This window comes from Bradyrhizobium sp. cf659 (genome assembly GCF_900113725.1).
In the GTDB taxonomy this organism is placed as follows: Bacteria; Pseudomonadota; Alphaproteobacteria; order Rhizobiales; family Xanthobacteraceae; genus Bradyrhizobium.
The window spans coordinates 243,922-260,492 of the sequence record NZ_FOQJ01000008.1 but is presented as its reverse complement, the minus strand read 5'-3'; the positions used below and the strand labels follow the sequence as shown (position 1 = coordinate 260,492).

At 65.1% G+C, this 16,571-nt stretch carries 14 protein-coding genes; 13 read left to right on the top strand and 1 reads right to left on the bottom strand.

Annotated features, from left to right (window positions below; all coding sequences use genetic code 11):
• Positions 1–8: 8 nt before the first annotated feature.
• Entirely contained in the window at positions 9–3,620 is a 3,612-nt protein-coding gene (locus BM118_RS28645; RefSeq protein ID WP_092189597.1) for an autotransporter domain-containing protein, read from the bottom strand.
• Between the two features lie 332 nt (positions 3,621–3,952).
• Between BM118_RS28645 and BM118_RS28640 the strand changes: the two genes are divergently transcribed.
• The 13 genes from BM118_RS28640 to BM118_RS28590 all read left to right on the top strand — a co-directional run bounded on the left by BM118_RS28640 (position 3,953) and on the right by BM118_RS28590 (position 16,527).
• A complete protein-coding gene (locus BM118_RS28640) occupies positions 3,953–4,759 on the top strand; it encodes an AraC-like ligand-binding domain-containing protein (RefSeq protein WP_244550263.1) in 807 nt (268 codons plus the stop codon).
• Positions 4,759–4,971, top strand: a complete 213-nt coding sequence (locus BM118_RS42450) for a helix-turn-helix transcriptional regulator (RefSeq protein ID WP_244550266.1) — start codon at positions 4,759–4,761, stop codon at positions 4,969–4,971. The genes BM118_RS28640 and BM118_RS42450 overlap by 1 nt, the downstream gene beginning before the upstream one ends.
• A gap of 144 nt (positions 4,972–5,115) precedes the next feature.
• Positions 5,116–6,411, top strand: coding sequence for a glutamate-5-semialdehyde dehydrogenase (locus BM118_RS28635; RefSeq protein ID WP_092189595.1), 1,296 nt, complete (start codon positions 5,116–5,118; stop codon positions 6,409–6,411).
• A gap of 23 nt (positions 6,412–6,434) precedes the next feature.
• Complete coding sequence (locus BM118_RS28630; protein WP_177234771.1) at positions 6,435–7,079, top strand: nicotinate-nucleotide adenylyltransferase; 645 nt, start codon at positions 6,435–6,437, stop codon at positions 7,077–7,079.
• Positions 7,080–7,287: 208 nt separating this feature from the next.
• Complete coding sequence (gene rsfS / locus BM118_RS28625) at positions 7,288–7,644, top strand: ribosome silencing factor (RefSeq protein ID WP_027547558.1); 357 nt, start codon at positions 7,288–7,290, stop codon at positions 7,642–7,644.
• Positions 7,645–7,739: 95 nt separating this feature from the next.
• Positions 7,740–8,222, top strand: a complete 483-nt coding sequence (rlmH, locus tag BM118_RS28620; RefSeq protein ID WP_027547557.1) for a 23S rRNA (pseudouridine(1915)-N(3))-methyltransferase RlmH — start codon at positions 7,740–7,742, stop codon at positions 8,220–8,222.
• A gap of 33 nt (positions 8,223–8,255) precedes the next feature.
• Entirely contained in the window at positions 8,256–9,608 is a 1,353-nt protein-coding gene (locus BM118_RS28615) for a murein hydrolase activator EnvC family protein (protein WP_092189593.1), read from the top strand.
• The gene (locus BM118_RS28610) at positions 9,605–10,960 is read left to right on the top strand and encodes a S41 family peptidase (RefSeq protein ID WP_027547555.1); all 1,356 of its coding nucleotides are present in this window, start codon (positions 9,605–9,607) and stop codon (positions 10,958–10,960) included. Before BM118_RS28615 ends, BM118_RS28610 begins: the two co-directional genes overlap by 4 nt.
• A gap of 159 nt (positions 10,961–11,119) precedes the next feature.
• Positions 11,120–12,346: a divergent polysaccharide deacetylase family protein gene (locus BM118_RS28605; RefSeq protein ID WP_092189591.1), complete on the top strand. Its 1,227-nt coding sequence runs from the start codon at positions 11,120–11,122 to the stop codon at positions 12,344–12,346.
• Between the two features lie 76 nt (positions 12,347–12,422).
• Positions 12,423–12,929, top strand: coding sequence for an RNA pyrophosphohydrolase (locus BM118_RS28600; RefSeq protein ID WP_092189589.1), 507 nt, complete (start codon positions 12,423–12,425; stop codon positions 12,927–12,929).
• Between the two features lie 104 nt (positions 12,930–13,033).
• Complete coding sequence (locus tag BM118_RS28595) at positions 13,034–13,537, top strand: RNA pyrophosphohydrolase (RefSeq protein ID WP_092189587.1); 504 nt, start codon at positions 13,034–13,036, stop codon at positions 13,535–13,537.
• A 609-nt stretch (positions 13,538–14,146) separates the two neighbouring features.
• Positions 14,147–15,412 (top strand): PAN domain-containing protein, encoded by a 1,266-nt coding sequence (locus tag BM118_RS41765; protein WP_177234770.1) that lies wholly within the window; start codon positions 14,147–14,149, stop codon positions 15,410–15,412.
• A complete protein-coding gene (locus BM118_RS28590) occupies positions 15,394–16,527 on the top strand; it encodes a glycoside hydrolase family 25 protein (protein ID WP_177234769.1) in 1,134 nt (377 codons plus the stop codon). Before BM118_RS41765 ends, BM118_RS28590 begins: the two co-directional genes overlap by 19 nt.
• The last annotated feature ends 44 nt before the right edge of the window (positions 16,528–16,571 follow it).

Here is a 16,571-nt window from a genome sequence, read left to right as displayed (position 1 = left end):
ATCATGGCCTACCACGCGTAGCGGATGCCGCCCTTGCCGGCGTAGCTCCTGACAACGTCCGAGAAGGCCCCTTCGAACGACGCCGAGATCGAGACGCCATTGCGCCACGCGATCTCGGCGGACGCACTGGCCAGTGCGGCGTCAGGACCGGGCGATGCGCCGCCGACGACGAAGCTTGCGCCGGGCAAGGCCTGAAAGGTGGCGACGATGCTGCGATCGACGCCGTATTCGTGCGCCCACGCGGCACGGCCGCGGACGGTCAGCACCGCCTGATCGATCAGGAGCGACTTGTCGGTGCGCAAGCCTATCTCGCTGCGCGTCGCAGTCGCCGTCCTCGCCGCGTAACTCAATGCAAAGGTACCGGAGCCGGCCAGCGCCTGCTCGGCATAGGCGGGCAGATCGAACGCGGTCACCTGCGCGGCGGCATAAGGCGTGACGCCGAGCCATCGCGCCGCGAAACGGTAGCCGGCCTCGCCGCGTGCGGAAAAGGCATTGGCATCGAATTGCGCCCGCAGCCGCTCGCTGCCGTTCACGGAGACGGTGCGGTCGGTGGTGACGTCCTGCCAGCCATAGGCGAGCGCCGCGGTGACATAGGACGGCCCGGCGGTATGCCGCACGAAAGCGCCGACCTGGAACAGATCGGAGCGACCGCTGCCGCCCGCGGCGACGTTGAAGCTCGTTCCACCACCGGCCAGCGCGAAGCCGGCGACCGTGCGCGGCGACAGCCATACAACCGCACCGACGGCGGTGCCGGCCACGCGACTGGTGGCGGTGTTGGAGCCGGTCACCGCATTGCCGTCGGTCGTCTGCGACCCGCCAAAGCCCGCGGCCCAAACGCTCCAGCGCGAATCGAAGCTCGCGCGCGACGGCGCCTTGGTCATCATGCCGTAGGCCTCGCGCTCGGCGCCGCGGCGCTCGCCGGCCGCGGCGGCATAGCCGATCGCACCATCGGCATCAGCGCCGCGCGAACCGCGACCGTCGACAAAGGGATCGGTGAGCACGGTGAGAAACTGGTCCATGGCATCGAAGGTCGTCTGCTGCGCGCCGGTCGCGGTTTCGCCGGAGAGCTGGGTCAGTGCGCCCGCCAGCGGCGTGCCAGTCAGCCCGAACAGCGCGACGAAGCCGGGCGGCAGCGTTCCGCCGCCATTGAAGAAGCCGTTGAGCGCATCGGCGACGTTTCGCTGATTGCGGTTCAACCCGCCGGGAGAAAGCGCACCGAGTTGCGCCGTCAGGTCGATCAGCACGTCGGTTGCCGTGGTCCGCAGGCCGGCGCTGAATCCGGCCGGCAGGGCGACGGTGGAGAAGGCGGTAAAATTGCCACTGATCGCCCCCGCATGAAGGATCGAATAGCTGCGGGTGAGATACGTTCCGGACGCAAACGCCGCGGTCACGCCGCCCGCGAGCGTCGCACTGCCGGTGACGATGGCGCCGGTCGTAGCGCTCGGATTGAGTTGCACCAGATAGACCGCTCCCGACTGGAAGGCGAGATTGCCGGCAATCGTCGTTGCGCTGCCCGGCGTCCCCGAGCCGGGCGCGAAGATCGCTCCGCCCTGGATCAGCGTATTGCCGAGCGTGCCGCTGCCGCTGAGGATGGCACCGCTGCCGATCGTGGTCAGGCCCGACGACGCAATCGAGCCATTCACCCGCAGCTCGCCGCCGCCGACAAGGGTTGCGCCGCTGTAGGTGTTGACACCGGTGAGCAACAGCAGGCCGCTGCCGGTCTTGGTCAGCGCCATCGCTCCCGTGCCGTCCTGAATCGTACCGGAGAACACCGTCGAGCTATTGTCCCCGCCGGCGGTCAGGACGGCGGCGCCGCCGCTGTTGGTCACGGTGCCGGCGCCGGCCAGCGATCCCACGGCGTTGGAGAATCCGCCGAGGTCGAGCACCGCGCCGCCCAAAACCGTCATTGCGGAATTGTTGCCGAAGGCGCTGGTCGAGCCGGCCTGCAGCGTGCCGGCCTCGACCACGGTCGGGCCGTTATACGTGTTCAGACCCGACAGGACGAGCGTTCCGGCATAGCCGCTCTGGTTGTTGACGACGACATCGCCCGACCCCGACAGCACGCCGCTCAGGTTGACGGTGTTGCCGGTGAGAACGTTGTAGGTCGGATCGCCGGTTGCCGTGATGTCGTTGGCGATAGTGAAGCTGCCGTCGAAGTTCACGGTGACGCCGGTGACGCCGCCGTTGAGCGTCAGCGCGCCGCTACCGAGCGCGCCGGAATTGCCGACGACGAGCGTCGTGCCCTCGTTGATGGTGGTGCCACCGCTATAGGTGTTGGGGCCGGCAAGGGTGAGAGTGCCGCCGCCGCTCTTGGTGAGCGCGACGCTGCCGCCCTGGTCCGCGGCGTTGGTGCCGCCGCCGGGATTGGTGCCGCCCGAGCCGATGTAGTCGGCAATTCCGTTCGCAATCGACTGGCTGCCGGCGCCAAAGGCGAGTGTGGTCGGGGTGCCGCCGGTGCCCTGGAAGAAGATGCCGGACCCGAAGGCGCTGCCTGGATCGCCGTAGCCGCCGCCACCACCACCGCCGGCAACGCCGTTGCCATTGACGGTCAACGAGCCGGTGACCGTGACGGTACCGCCGGTCTGGACATAGACCGCGCCGCCGGCGCCGAGCCCGCCGCCGCCGCCCGCGCCGCCCGCGACGAGCAGACTGACATTCGCGGCTCCTGCACCGAAGCCACCGGCGCCGCCGGTGCGCGTCGTTGAGTAAGCAGCGGCGCCGCCGCCACCGAAACCGCCATTGCCACCGGCGGCGCTAACTCCGCTATATGCGCCGCCGCCGCCGCCGCCATACCCGCCCGCGCCGCCGATAGCCTGGTCACCGACGAAGTTGGAGCCGCCGCCACCACCGCCGCCGAACCCTCCGTTGCCGCCCTGCGTGTTGCCTGGCGTAAGACTATTGTCGCCACCGCCACCGCCGCCACCGAACCCTCCGTTACCCCCGGTGCCGCCGCTGCTGGTCGTGCCTATACCGCCGTTGGTGCCGCCGCCATTGGTGCCAAGACCGCTCACGCTATTGCTGCCGACGGCCAGCCCGCCGCCGCCGTTACCGGCTGAACTCGAGCTGCTTCCGCCATTTCCTCCCATACCGCCGCCGCCGCCGGCCAGGTTGTTGGTGAAGGCGCCGCCCGCGCCCCCGCTCGCCTGGTTGTTGCTCAGGCTCACATTGCTGAGCGTCAGCGCGCCGTTGCTCGACACGAACACCGCGCCGCCGAGACCGGCGCCGCCGCCACCACCGTCGATGCCCAGACCGCCCTGCGCCGCCGCGTTGGCGATGGAAAGATTCGCGATCGTGACCGAATAGGTCGAACCGGTTGTCCCGGCATCGCCAATGAAGAACGGACGATAGGTCCCGGCGCCGCTGATGACGGGGTTGTTGCCGTTGCCATCGATGGTCAGGTTCCTGGTGATGACAGGCAGCTCGCTCGCAAGCGTGATGGTGCCGCCGGTCTGGAACATGATGGTGTCGCCATTGCCGGCGCTGGTGATCGCCGCCCGCAGGCTCCCGGCGCCGCTATCGGCCGTGGTCATCACGAACAGCGTGGCTGCGTTTGCCTCGCAGGCGAGACCGAGCGTAGTGGCGAGAAGCGCGAAGCGCAGCGGCAGTCCGGTGGACTTCAATGTCGCGAACCTCAAGCGGAAGCATTGCCGCGCCTGCCTGCAAGTCGGGCATTCGCGACGTCGTAAGACGCCGCAGAGGGGTAACAGGTTGTCTATGCGGGCGATGTGCTCAGCGTCTCACGCGATGATTTCACCGGATGCTGATGCACGCGGAGCACAGAGCCGCTCGGCTGCGCCAGCCTCGCACGACCTCACCAGGGTAGTGTTGCTTGCGACGCGATTTTCGGATCGTTAATGAATGCTGCCGATATCGGCGTTCGCATCGGTCCACGCTGTGTGCGGCCTTGTCGTTGTCGAAGCGCGATGTCCACGAGGTACGAATGAGCGAGACCATGCCGGCCGACGAGACCGGGCGCGGCGCGTCAGCGCTCGCACAACTGCGGGCGGCAACATCGGGTATCTGCGACGTCATTCCGCTGACCGCCGATGATGATTTCCATGTTTCCACGGCGACAATGGCGTTGGGCAATGCCTTGCTGGTCGAATCCTTTGCGACCGCGCTGAAATACGACAGGACACCCGCGCACGTCGCGCGCGGCGGCCTCGATCATTATCAAGTCATCCTCTGCCTGCAGGGCGAAATGCAGTTCGCCTCGGGACGCCGCGAGGTGACGCTGCGGCCTGGCGACATCTGCCTGATCGACATGGCGCAACCGAACCGCACCGTGCTGACGGGAGCGGACGACGCGCGCGCCCACCACATGGCGCTGATCCTGCCGCGTCCGCTGCTGGCGCCGCGGCTGGCCCATCCGGACTCGGCGACGGCGTCATCCCTGCCGGCCGGACACCTCCACGCCCGCCTTCTGGCAAGCCAGTTTGCCGCGCTTTGGCGGCCGACCGAGCCGGGCACCGGCGACCCCAACGCCACGATCGAGGCCACAATCGAGGCCATGACCGATATCATCGCCGGGGCCGCCGGCAGCGCGGCCGACGTGGACGGCGCCGTCGAGCGGGCCGAGCGGCATCTGTATCTCGCGATGATCAAGCGCCACATCGCGGCCAATCTCGACATCGAAGCGCTCACGGCCCAAGAGCTCTGCCGCCGCTTCCAGATCTCCCGGGCCAGCCTTTATCGCCTGTTCGAGGACGACGGGGTCTCGCACGCTACGTGCAGGAGCAAAGGCTCAATCGCGCCTTGATGCTGCTGATCTCGCCGGCGTCGCGAGGCCGGCGCCTGATCGATCTTGCCGTCGATCTGCAATTCAGCAGCGACTCCACATTCGTCCGCGCCTTTCGCCGGCAGTTTGGACTGACCCCGGGCGAGATCAGGAGCATGTCGGCAACCTGGATCAGGGATCATGGCGAGGAGCCGGGACCGGACGACCTGCTTCATCGGCTGGGGCGCCACTGACAGACGGGTGTTTTTCCGGCGCCGCCGTGCGAATTCGTGCCGGCCCGCACCGGCCTTGCGGCCCCCTGCCCGCTTGATTCCCAGCCTCGCCAAACCCGGGATTTCCGTGCTAGGACACTGCCTTAGCAGAAGGTTGAAACCCCAATGGCCGCCCCCCTCAAAGCCGTCGACGGCAATGCCGATCTCCAGGCGCTGATGTCCGATCTCGCCACCCGTGCCCGCGCTGCCGCGCGCGTGCTGGCGCTGGCGCCGCCGGAGCAGAAGAACCGGGCGCTCGAGGCCATGGAGCGGGCGATCCGCGCGAACGCGGCGACGATTCTCGCCGCCAATGCCGAGGACGTTGCGGAGGCGCGCGCCTCCGGCAATGCGACCTCCTCCTTCATCGACCGCCTGACGCTGACGCCGGCGCGCGTCGAAGCGATGGCCGAGGGCATCGGCATCGTGCGCGGCATCGCCGATCCGGTCGGACTCGTCACCGAGAGCTGGCAGCGGCCGAACGGCATGACCATCGAGCGCGTGCGCGTGCCGCTCGGCGTCGTCGGCGTGATCTTCGAAAGCCGGCCCAATGTCGCGGCCGACGCTGGCGTACTGTGCCTGAAGTCGGGCAATGCCGTGATCCTGCGCGGCGGCTCCGACAGTTTCCGCTCCTGCCGCGCCATCCACGAATGCCTGGTGCAGGGCCTGCGCGAAGCCGGCCTGCCCGAAGCCGCGATCACGCTGGTGCCGACGCGCGACCGCGCGGCGGTCGGCATGATGCTGTCGGGATTGAACGGTGCGATCGACGTGATCGTGCCGCGCGGAGGCAAGAGCCTCGTCGCGCGCGTCGAGCAGGAGGCGCGCGTGCCGGTGTTCGCGCATCTCGAAGGCGTCAACCACGTCTATGTCGATGGCAGCGCCGACCTCGCCATGGCGAAATCGATCGTGCTCAACGCCAAGATGCGTCGCACCGGCGTCTGCGGTGCAGCCGAGACGCTGCTGGTCGATCGCGCAGCTGCCGCAACGAGCCTGAAGCCGCTGGTCGAGATGCTGATCGAGGCCGGCTGCGAAGTGCGCGGCGACGACGCCGTGCAGAAGACGGACACGCGCGTGAAACCTGCGAACGACGACGATTGGGACACCGAATATCTCGACGCGATCATCGCGGCGAAGGTGGTCGACGGCGTCGACGGCGCGATCGCGCATATCCAGAACCACGGCTCGCATCACACCGATGCGATCGTGAGCGAGAACGAGGCTGCCGCGAAGAAATTCCTGAGCGAGGTCGATTCCGCCATCGTGCTGCACAACGCCTCGACGCAGTTCGCCGATGGCGGCGAGTTCGGCTTCGGTGCCGAGATCGGCATCGCCACCGGCAGGTTCCATGCCCGCGGCCCTGTCGGCGCCGAGCAGTTGACGAGCTTCAAGTATCGCGTTCATGGCACCGGGCAGACGCGGCCGTAGGTAACGTCGCGAGGCGCGGGCAATTGAGCAACAATTTCGTCGTGCCGCGTTTCGTGGCGCAAGCGATCCCGCCCTCGACACCGGGCATGCGCGTCGGCCTGCTCGGCGGCTCGTTCAATCCGCCGCATCAGGCGCATCGCGCGATCAGTCAGTTCGCGCTGAAGCGATTGCAGCTTGATCGCGTCTGGTGGCTGGTGACGCCGGGCAATCCGCTCAAGGAGAACGGCACGCTGCATGAGCTCGGCGCGCGCATGCAGGCCGCGCGCGACGTCGCCAACGATCCCAGGATCGAGGTGAGCTGTCTCGAATCCGTCATTCGCACGCGCTACACTATCGACACGATCAACACCTTGCGCCGCCGCCTCCGCGGCCTGCGCTTTGTCTGGATCATGGGCGCCGACAACCTCGCTCAATTCCACCGTTGGCAGGACTGGCGGCGCATCGCCGGCCAGATGCCGATTGCGGTGATCGATCGCCCGCCACAGAGTTTCCGTGCCCTCGCTTCACCGGCCGCCAAGGCGTTATCGCGTTACCGCCTGCCCGAGAATGAGGCGGCGTTGCTTGCGGACCGGCCGGCGCCGGCCTGGGTCTTCCTCACCGGATTGAAGCTGAACCTGTCCTCGACGGGCCTGCGGAACCCGGACGGGAGCTGGAAAGGTACGAAGTGAGACAGACTTGTGCGGGCGTAGTGTGGCTTGGGGCTCTCTGGCATATTGAAACCCTTAACCCCACATGATGTAGTGTAACCAGTGAGGGCCGGATTCGGCTCTCGCGATACAGTGAAAGGAATGGTCCCTGGCCACATCTGTATTGTCCAAGTCTGTTTTACCCAAGGTTGCTAAGCCTACGCGTAAAACATCGACCAAAGCTGCGGCCTTGAAGGCGCAACCCGACGCCGACAAGACGCTGAGCCTGATCCTCTCCCGCCTCGAGGACATGAAGGCGGAAGAGACGGTCACCATCGACCTTCGCGGCAAATCGGCGTATTCCGACTACATGATCGTCACCACGGGCCGGGCCAACCGGCACGTCGGCGCGATCGCGGAAAACGTCACGAAAAGCCTCAAGGAAAACGGCATCAAGAGCATCCACGTCGAGGGCTTGCCCAATTGCGACTGGGTGCTGATCGATTCCGGCGATGTGATCGTGCACGTGTTCAGACCCGAGGTCCGCGAGTTCTACAATCTCGAGAGATTGTACACGCAGGGCCCAGGGGCGGCGAAGGCGATCTAGGCTCACTGAGCCGATTTCGAATCGGCTGACGCGCATGCTAGCGTCGTGCGCGCGCATATTGCGCGCGGTCTTGAAAACGCGACCCTGAAGATATCATGCGTGTTGCTGTCATTGCGGTGGGCCGGCTGAAGCAGGGCCCCGAACGGGAGCTTGCCGACCGCTATTTCGAGCGGTTCGACGAGGCCGGCCGCAAGCTCGGATTCCGCGAGCTGTCGATCCACGAAATCCCCGAGAGCCGCGCGCGCGACACCGCGACGCGGATGGCCGAAGAGGCTGCGGCGATCTCCGCGCATATCCCGGACAAGTCGATCCTGGTGGCGCTGGACGAACGCGGCCAGAATCTCGATTCCACCGTATTCGCACGGCATCTCGGGCGCTGGCGCGACGAGGGTGCCGGTCATACTATCTTCGTGATCGGAGGGGCGGACGGACTTTCGCCCGAATTGCGCCGTAAGGCCAAGCTCGCGATCGCGTTCGGCTCTGCGACCTGGCCGCACCAAATGGTCCGCGTCATGCTTCTGGAACAGCTTTATCGGGCCGCCACCATCCTGGCCGGCCATCCCTATCACCGCGCGTGATCCGCGCCACAACGAGCACCTTTGCCTAAAGCGATGCGAGCGCCTGTCCTCAACCTGCTGCTGATCGCTGGCCTCACAGGCGCAAGTGTCTTGGACGCAAGTGTCTTGGACGCAAGCCTCGCGCAAGCTCAGACGCTGCCGGCACCGCAGACCGCAGCCGTCTCGCCCGATACGATCAAGCAGCGCGAGCAGGAGCTGGAGGCCGCGCGCGCCAGGCAGAAGAGCGCGGAAGAGGCGCAGGCCAAGCTCAAGGCCGAGATCACCTCGCTCGGCCAGGACCGCACCCAGCTCAACCAGCAGCTGATCGACACCGCCGCCAATGTGCGCTCCGTCGAGACCAAGATCGACGAAGCCGAAACGCGGCTGAAGACGCTGAACGGCCGTGAGCAGCAGATGCGTACGTCACTTGATTCGCGCCGCGCCGACATCGTCGAGGTGCTGGCGGCCTTGCAGCGCGCCGGCCGGCGCACGCCGCCGGCGCTGCTGGTGCGGCCCGAAGATGCGCTGCAATCGCTGCGCACGGCGATGCTGCTCGGCGCCGTCGTGCCGGAATTGCGCGGCCGCGCCGAAAAGATCGCGAGCGAGCTCGGCGAGCTCGTGGCTCTGCGCAAGAACATCGCCACCGAACGCGATCAGCTCGCCGGCGACCGCGACAGGGTCCGCGACGACCAGAGCCGGCTCGCCGCCCTGGTCGACGAGCGGCAGCGCCAGCAGGCCGCGCGCGAAAAGGATCTGGATGCCGAGAACTCGCGCGCCATCATGCTTTCAAGGCAGGTCGGCGATCTCCAGGGGCTGATCACCAAGATGGAGCAGGACCTGCAAAGCGCCGCCAAGGCGGCCGAGAAGGCGGCTGAGGCCGCCAGGCAGGCCGAGGCAAAAGCCGCCGCCAGTGCCAAGTCCGGCCCGGCCGCTTTCAAGGACCGCTCCCGGACCACCCCCGCAATCGCCTTCGCGTCCGCCAAGGGCCTGCTGCCTCTTCCGGTTAACGGTAACAAGATCAGGGACTTTGGCGGTTCCGATGGGGTCGGCGGGGTCCAGAAGGGCATTTCGCTCGCGACCAAGCCCGGCTCCCAGGTCACGACGCCGTGTGACGGCTGGGTGGTCTATGCCGGCCCGTTCCGCAGCTATGGACAACTCTTGATCCTCAACGCCGGGGGCGGGTATCATGTCCTGATCGCCGGGATGGAGCGCATTTCGGTCAACATCGGACAGTTTGTGCTCACGGGGGAGCCGGTCGCGACCATGGGGTCGACCTCTCAAGTCGCCTCCATTCTCGCCACGAACGCGAGTCAACCTGTGCTGTATGTCGAGTTCCGCAAAGACGGCACTCCAATCGATCCAGGCCCATGGTGGGCCGCAAATGAAGGCGAGAAGGTTCGCGGATGATGCGCAAGACTTCAGTTATCCTCCTCAGCGCGGCCACCGGTGCGGCACTGACGCTGTTCGTGACCCAGCCGCGCGCGGTCTTCATGGGCTCCAGCGCGCGAGCCGCCACCGCGGACACCTATCGCCAGCTCAATCTGTTCGGCGACGTCTTCGAGCGCGTGCGCTCCGACTATGTCGAGAAGCCCGACGACACCAAGCTGATCGAATCCGCCATCAGCGGCATGCTCACCGGCCTCGATCCGCATTCGAGCTACATGGACGCCAAGAGCTTCCGCGACATGCAGGTGCAGACCCGCGGTGAGTTCGGCGGCCTCGGCATCGAGGTCACGATGGAAGACGGCCTGATCAAGGTCGTCTCGCCGATCGACGACACGCCGGCCTCGCGCGCCGGCATCATGGCCAACGACATCATCACCAATCTCGACGACGAAGCGGTGCAGGGCCTGACCCTGAACCAGGCGGTCGAGAAGATGCGCGGTCCGGTCAACACCAAGATCAAGCTCAAGATCATCCGCAAGGGCCAGGACAATCCGCTCGACGTCACCTTGGTGCGCGACAACATCCGCGTCCGCTCGGTGCGCGCCCGCATCGAGGCCGACGACATCGGCTATATCCGCATCACCACCTTCAACGAGCAGACCACCGAAGGTCTGAAGCGCGAGGTCGCCAACCTCTCGAATCAGATCGGCGACAAGCTGAAGGGTTACATCATCGACCTCCGCAACAATCCGGGCGGCCTGCTCGAGGAAGCGGTCACCGTCTCCGACTCGTTCCTGGAGAAGGGCGAGATCGTGTCGACCCGCGGCCGCAATGCCGAGGAGACCCAGCGCCGCACCGCGCATGCCGGCGACCTCACCAAGGGCAAGCCGGTCATCGTGCTGGTCAATGGCGGCTCCGCCTCGGCGTCCGAAATCGTCGCCGGCGCGCTCCAGGACCACAAGCGCGCGACCATCGTCGGCACGCGCTCGTTCGGCAAGGGCTCGGTGCAGACCATCATCCCGCTCGGCTCGGGCAACGGCGCGCTGCGGCTGACCACCGCGCGCTACTACACGCCGTCGGGCAAGTCGATCCAGGCCAAGGGCATCGTGCCCGACATCGAAGTGCTCCAGGACGTGCCGGACGAGCTGAAGTCGCGCACCGACACCAAGGGCGAGGCTTCGCTGCGCGGGCATCTCAAGAACGACGGCGACGAGAAAACCGGCTCGCAGTCCTATGTCCCGCCGGACGCCAAGGACGACAAGGCGCTCAAGCTCGCCGACGACCTGCTCCACGGCATCAAGAACAGCGCCTCCGCAGCGCCCACGCCGGGTGCCGACAAGGCCGCGACCGACAAGCCCAAGGCCGCGAACTAAGTCGGCGAGCCAAGTCGGCGTACCGCGCGATCCAACGCAAAGGGCGGCTCCTGGAGCCGCCCTTTTTGCTTGGAACTCCTGGCATCCCCGGCCTATCCCGGCCTGCCGTCGCTTGACCTCGGCGTGGTATCGTCATTGGTGAGTGATTCGGGATCGCGCATGACTGAAACGGCCGATGATCTGAGCGCCCCGCTCGGACAGGACAAGCCGCGCCGGAAACGCCGGCTGCGGCTGCCGTTCACGGCCATGCAGGCGCTGGCCATGCTGCTCGGCCTGTTCCTCGTCACTTTTGCCGGCTTCGCCATCTTCAACAAGGACCCGCTCGGCGGCGAGCCGATGACCCGGATCGCGATCCGCGAGCCGAAAGCCACGGACGAGAAGCCGGCCCCCTCCGGCCACGGCCAGGAAAGCAAGCAAGAGGGCAAGCAAGAGACCAGGGAGGCGCCGAAGCAGGCCGCTCCCGGCGAGCAGAAGACCGTCACCATGATCGACGGCTCCACCGGTGCGCGCCACGACGTGGTGATCGGCGCCGGTGAGGCCACCGACAAGGGCGATGCGGCGGCCTCCGCACCGCCGCCCGTCATGGCGGGGATCGACCCCAAGCTGCTGGAGAAATCGCGCTACGGCATGATCCCGGTGGCCGCCGCGGGATTGAAGCCGTTCAACGTCTACGCGGCCGACGCCGACCGCGCCAAGGCCGCCAAGATGCCGGTGGTCGCGATCGTGATCGGCGGGCTCGGCGTCGGCGCCGCCAAGACCACCGACGCGATCATGAAGCTGCCGGCCGCGGTGACGCTGGCCTTCACGCCCTATGGCTCCGATCCCGGCAAGCTCGCCGAGCGGGCCCGCGTCCAGCGCCACGAGATCTTCCTCCAGATCCCGATGGAGCCCTACGACTTCCCGGACAACGATCCGGGCCCGCAGACGCTGCTGACCTCGCTCAGCGCCGACCAGAACATGGACCGCCTGTACTGGCACCTGAGCCGGATGCAGGGCTATGCCGGCATCACCAATTTCATGGGCGCCCGCTTCGTGGCGACGGACGCGGCGATGCAGCCGATCATCCGCGAGGCGGCCAAGCGCGGCCTCGGCTTCTTCGACGACGGCTCCTCGCCCCGCAGCATCGCGCCGCAGGCGGCAGCGAGCCAGGCGATGCCGTTCGGCAAGGGCGACATCGCGATCGACGTGGTGCCGACCCCGACCGAGATCGACCGTGCGCTGAACAAGCTCGAATCGGCGGCGCGCGAGCGCGGCGCGGCCATCGGCACCGCCTCCGCCCTCCCCGTCTCGATCGAGCGCATCGGCGCCTGGACCAGGACATTGGGCGACCGGGGCATCCTTTTGGTGCCATTGACAACCGCGATGCTGAAATCAAAATCCAGCTAAATCAACGAATTGGTACGGCACAGCTCCAGGCGGGGCCGGTCAAGCCCTACCGAGAGCACGCAAGAGGTCTGGCGGAATGGCGCGTTACGAGGATTTGCCCTACCGGACCTGCGTCGGAGTGATGCTGATCAACACGAAGGGGCTGGTGTTCATCGGCCGCCGCGCCGGCGGCATCGAGCAAGTCAACGACGCCCATGTCTGGCAGATGCCGCAGGGCGGCGTCGATCCCGGCGAGGACACCTGGGAGGCCGCCAAGCGCGAGCTCTATGAGGAGACCAGCGTGCGCTCGGTCGCGCGGCTCGGCGAGGTTCCGGACTGGCTGATCTACGACATCCCGCGCACGGTTGCGGGGCGCGCCTGGAAGGGCCGCTACCGCGGCCAGCGCCAGAAATGGTACGCGGTGCGCTTCACCGGCAAGGACAGCGAGATCAATGTCGAAAACCCCGGCGGTGGCGGCCACAAGGCCGAATTCGTCAGCTGGCGCTGGGAGCCGATGAAGAATCTGACCGGGTTGATCATCCCGTTCAAACGCCCGGTCTATGAGCGCGTGGTGAAGGAGTTTTCCGCGCTGGCGGAGGAATAGTTTGCACCGTCACTCCGGGGCGTGCGAAGCACGAACCCGGGATCTCGGAATTCCGAGGCTGGTCTTTCGGACCATCCCGGAATGACGATCAGAGAAGTGACCGCATGTCGAACGACAACAAACCCTACCGTCCCAATGTCGGGATCGCGCTGTTCAATGCCGATGGCCGCGTGCTGATCGGCCACCGCTTCAAGGGCGACGGCCCCGAGATCATCCTGCCGGGCCTCGACTGGCAGATGCCGCAGGGCGGCGTCGACGAGGGCGAGGACCTGCGCGATGCGGCGATGCGCGAGCTTTGGGAGGAGACCAATGTCGTCAGCGCGAGCTATCTCGGCGAGACCGACTGGTTCACCTACGAATTCCCGCCCTATGACGGACCGCAGACGCACCGGCTGGCGAAATTCCGCGGCCAGCGCCAGAAGTGGTTCGCGCTGCGCTTCACCGGCAAGGATGACGAGATCGATCCGCTGACGCCGCAGAACGGACAGCCCGCCGAGTTCGACGCGTGGCGCTGGGAACGTCTCGATCGCGTCGCCGATCTCGTGGTGCCGTTCCGCCGCGAGGTCTATCAGGCCGTGGCGAAGCAGTTCGCGCCCTTCGCGAACTAAAACGTCGAAAACAACCCCATGCACAGTAGCCGGCCACCGCCGGCGCGGGGCCCCGGTGGTCGTTGCGAAGTTGCTGAAACATCGACAGAAATGATCAGCAACACGCAATCGGCGCAACAGGGTTCGCCGATGCGCGAATCGAACGCCGTCGTTCCCTAATCGGTCGGTCTCAGACCGTCAGCATCGAACAGAAAATCCCAGCGCCCCTCGTGCTGGCGGACGGACGCACCGATGGTTTGCTGACGTTCCTCCGAAGCGAGGACAGTCGCGTTTGGCGTCTGCAAACACGGGCCGTGCTCCGCTCGGCGATCTGAAGATCAAGCGGCGTCCTTCGCGCCCGATCGCATTGCCGCTTCGTTGAAGGCACAGCCTTTCATTGGCGCATTCCAGACGGCTTATCGTCGAGAGCACGGACAGCTCGGCGGCTGACGCCGTACGAGCACAACCAAAGGGACTGCAAGGCCGTCGGCGCCAGGATCGCCGATAGTCCACCGCGACATTGCCGCCCCCTTCCATGCGAGACGAATGGACGCGGCAGTTAAGATGTTCTTGTCAGTCGGCGCAACCCTTGCTTTAATTCCTGGACATGGGTCTCGCAGGGGGAGGGCCTTGAGGTTCGCCAGTATTTTCCGGGCGGCATGCGCTGCCACAGCTTTATTTTTCTCGGCCGAAGGTGCTTTAGCAAATAGTGCAGCGGATTTTTGTGCGACGGCGCCGTTTTGGCCACCGGATGATCAGAAGCAGGCTGATCCCGACATCCAGAATATTTTCTCGCAATTGCGGAAGTTTTATCCGCGCTTCAAACGAATAAGGACGATCAAGGGAGCGGGCATCGCGCCGCAAGCCGACGTTTGCCCAGATGGCACGTCCATCATGCTGTTCCCTCAGGAATTTCTGGACGCCGTGCGGTTAGCGCCGAAGGGAGGGGACAGTTACTGGAAATGGGTGTTTATCTTCGCACACGAATATTCTCACGTCGCCTTGAACCACAATCTCGTTGAGACGGTATGCCGACAGGGCAAGCAGGCTGTACCGAAGTCTTGTATCCAGTTCTTTTCAAGCGAGTTCAGCCGTGGCCTCGAACTGGAGGCAGACTTCTGGGCTGCATTCACCCTCGGGCGGATGGGGGCGACGCTCGATGAGACGACCGCCGCGCTGAAGTCCATGGCAACTGAAGATGAGGACTTTAGCCATCCCTCTTATGCTGTTCGCATCGAGAATGTCGCTAACGGATGGGGTCAAGGAAGTCCGCCAGCATCGGAAGGACGGCCGACGTCAGATATCCTGAACTCATTTACAATGCGCCCGAACTACGACATTCCGGGCCACGAGTATTATTCGTTTCCGACACCATCCATTCTCGCCTGTGCTGCCAAGTGCACGGGAGCGCATCCGGAGATTTGCGCGGCATTCAGCTACGATAAGTGGGCACAGTTCTGCTATTTGAAGAGAGCGGAGATTGACCTAGCAAAGGAAAAGGGCCGGCCTTTCTCCACTCAGGATCTCGTCTTGAAGTTCGACGTGTCCTCGGACACCGGCATTCCAAAGTCTTTCGGAAAGCCGAGGGTGGCCGTCAAGGATACGCCCGGTACGATCCCGGTAACGGAAGATCAAAGGAAGAATTGCAACCAGTTCGAATCGATTGCCCGTGCCCGTTTCTATGGCGCGGCGAGCCCAATGTCGTCGCCCATACCGTCGAGCACTGCCTGCCTCTCGCGGTGTCGCGGAGACCCAAAATGCAATGCTGTCCAGTTTGCGGATGGAAAGTGCACGTTCTACTCGACGATCGGCAGCACGTTCCCGGTAGCAGGCAAGCGCACCGTCATTGCTTTTCGAAAGTACGCTTACGATCCGGCTTGTTCACGCCAAAGATAGAATTGGAGATTATTGTGCGCGCTTTTCGCAGGCTGTTAATTTCTGCTGTCTGGTTGATGATTGGAGGTCTCCCTTCCGCGGTTTGGGCGGCCGATGATGTGAGAGAGATTTTTTCGGTTCAGGAGCTTCGCGACCTGTGGCTACCGCCCGAGATAACTGGGCTTAGCGTGGCGCCGCCTCCACCTCCTTTTGTACTGGAGCCGGGCGGTGAGGCTTTCTCTGGCGTTTATGGCGCGGACGTTTCCCATCACAATACGGACTGCGTCGGCCCCAACTGCAAGCGCTGCGAGATCGACTGGAGCAAGGCGAACGCTCATGGCGTGAGATTCGTCTACATGAAGGCGACCACGGGTGTCGGGGCGGTCAAGCCAGACGTCAGCTTTCCCATTTATTGGAAAGCCTTGGCGAACTTTCATACGAAGGGACAAATCTACCGGGGATCCTACCATTGGTTGACGTCTGATGCGGGTCATGACGGCCTGAAGCAGGCCAAGCATTTCCTATCGGTCGTCAATCCAAAAGATGCGCAGCTCGCACCGGTCGTTGATTTTGAAGAGGATCCCGTCAGCAGGGACAGCGACTATTACGAATCCCACCCGCAGACCTGCCGCATCAAGAAGTCATCGGCAGGTGACGTCTATTACGTTTGCGACGGCTGGGTTGATGTGCCCAAGGGCGAACGTTTGCAGAGGCTCAGGGATTGGCTGGAGACGGTCGCGAAAGCAACGTCGATGATACCGATCATCTACACCCGGACGAGCTACTGGAAGGAGATGCTGGGCGCAGAGGGCGAAAGCTTGGTCAAGCAGTACTCGCTGTGGCTGGCACAATATCCTGTCGAGCCAAGGAAGTGGCATGACGCCCATCCGGGAAACGGCTGGCGGATGCCAAACCTGCCGAAGGACGCCGCTTACCCGCCCGGCAAGACAGGCGACAAATATCCCAGCAGGCACTTCTGGCAGTTTACCGAGCGGGGAAAGTTCAAGACCCCGGTCATCACGTGCAACGGCACACCGGCTGACAAGCGATCCATGGACATGAATTGGTATCCGTCCAGCGAGGCTGACTTTAAGCAGGCATTCGGATTGGCCCAGCAGGCATTGACGAAGAAATGACGTGCGCCACTCACGTGGCTTTGCACATGTACACAATGCAGCGG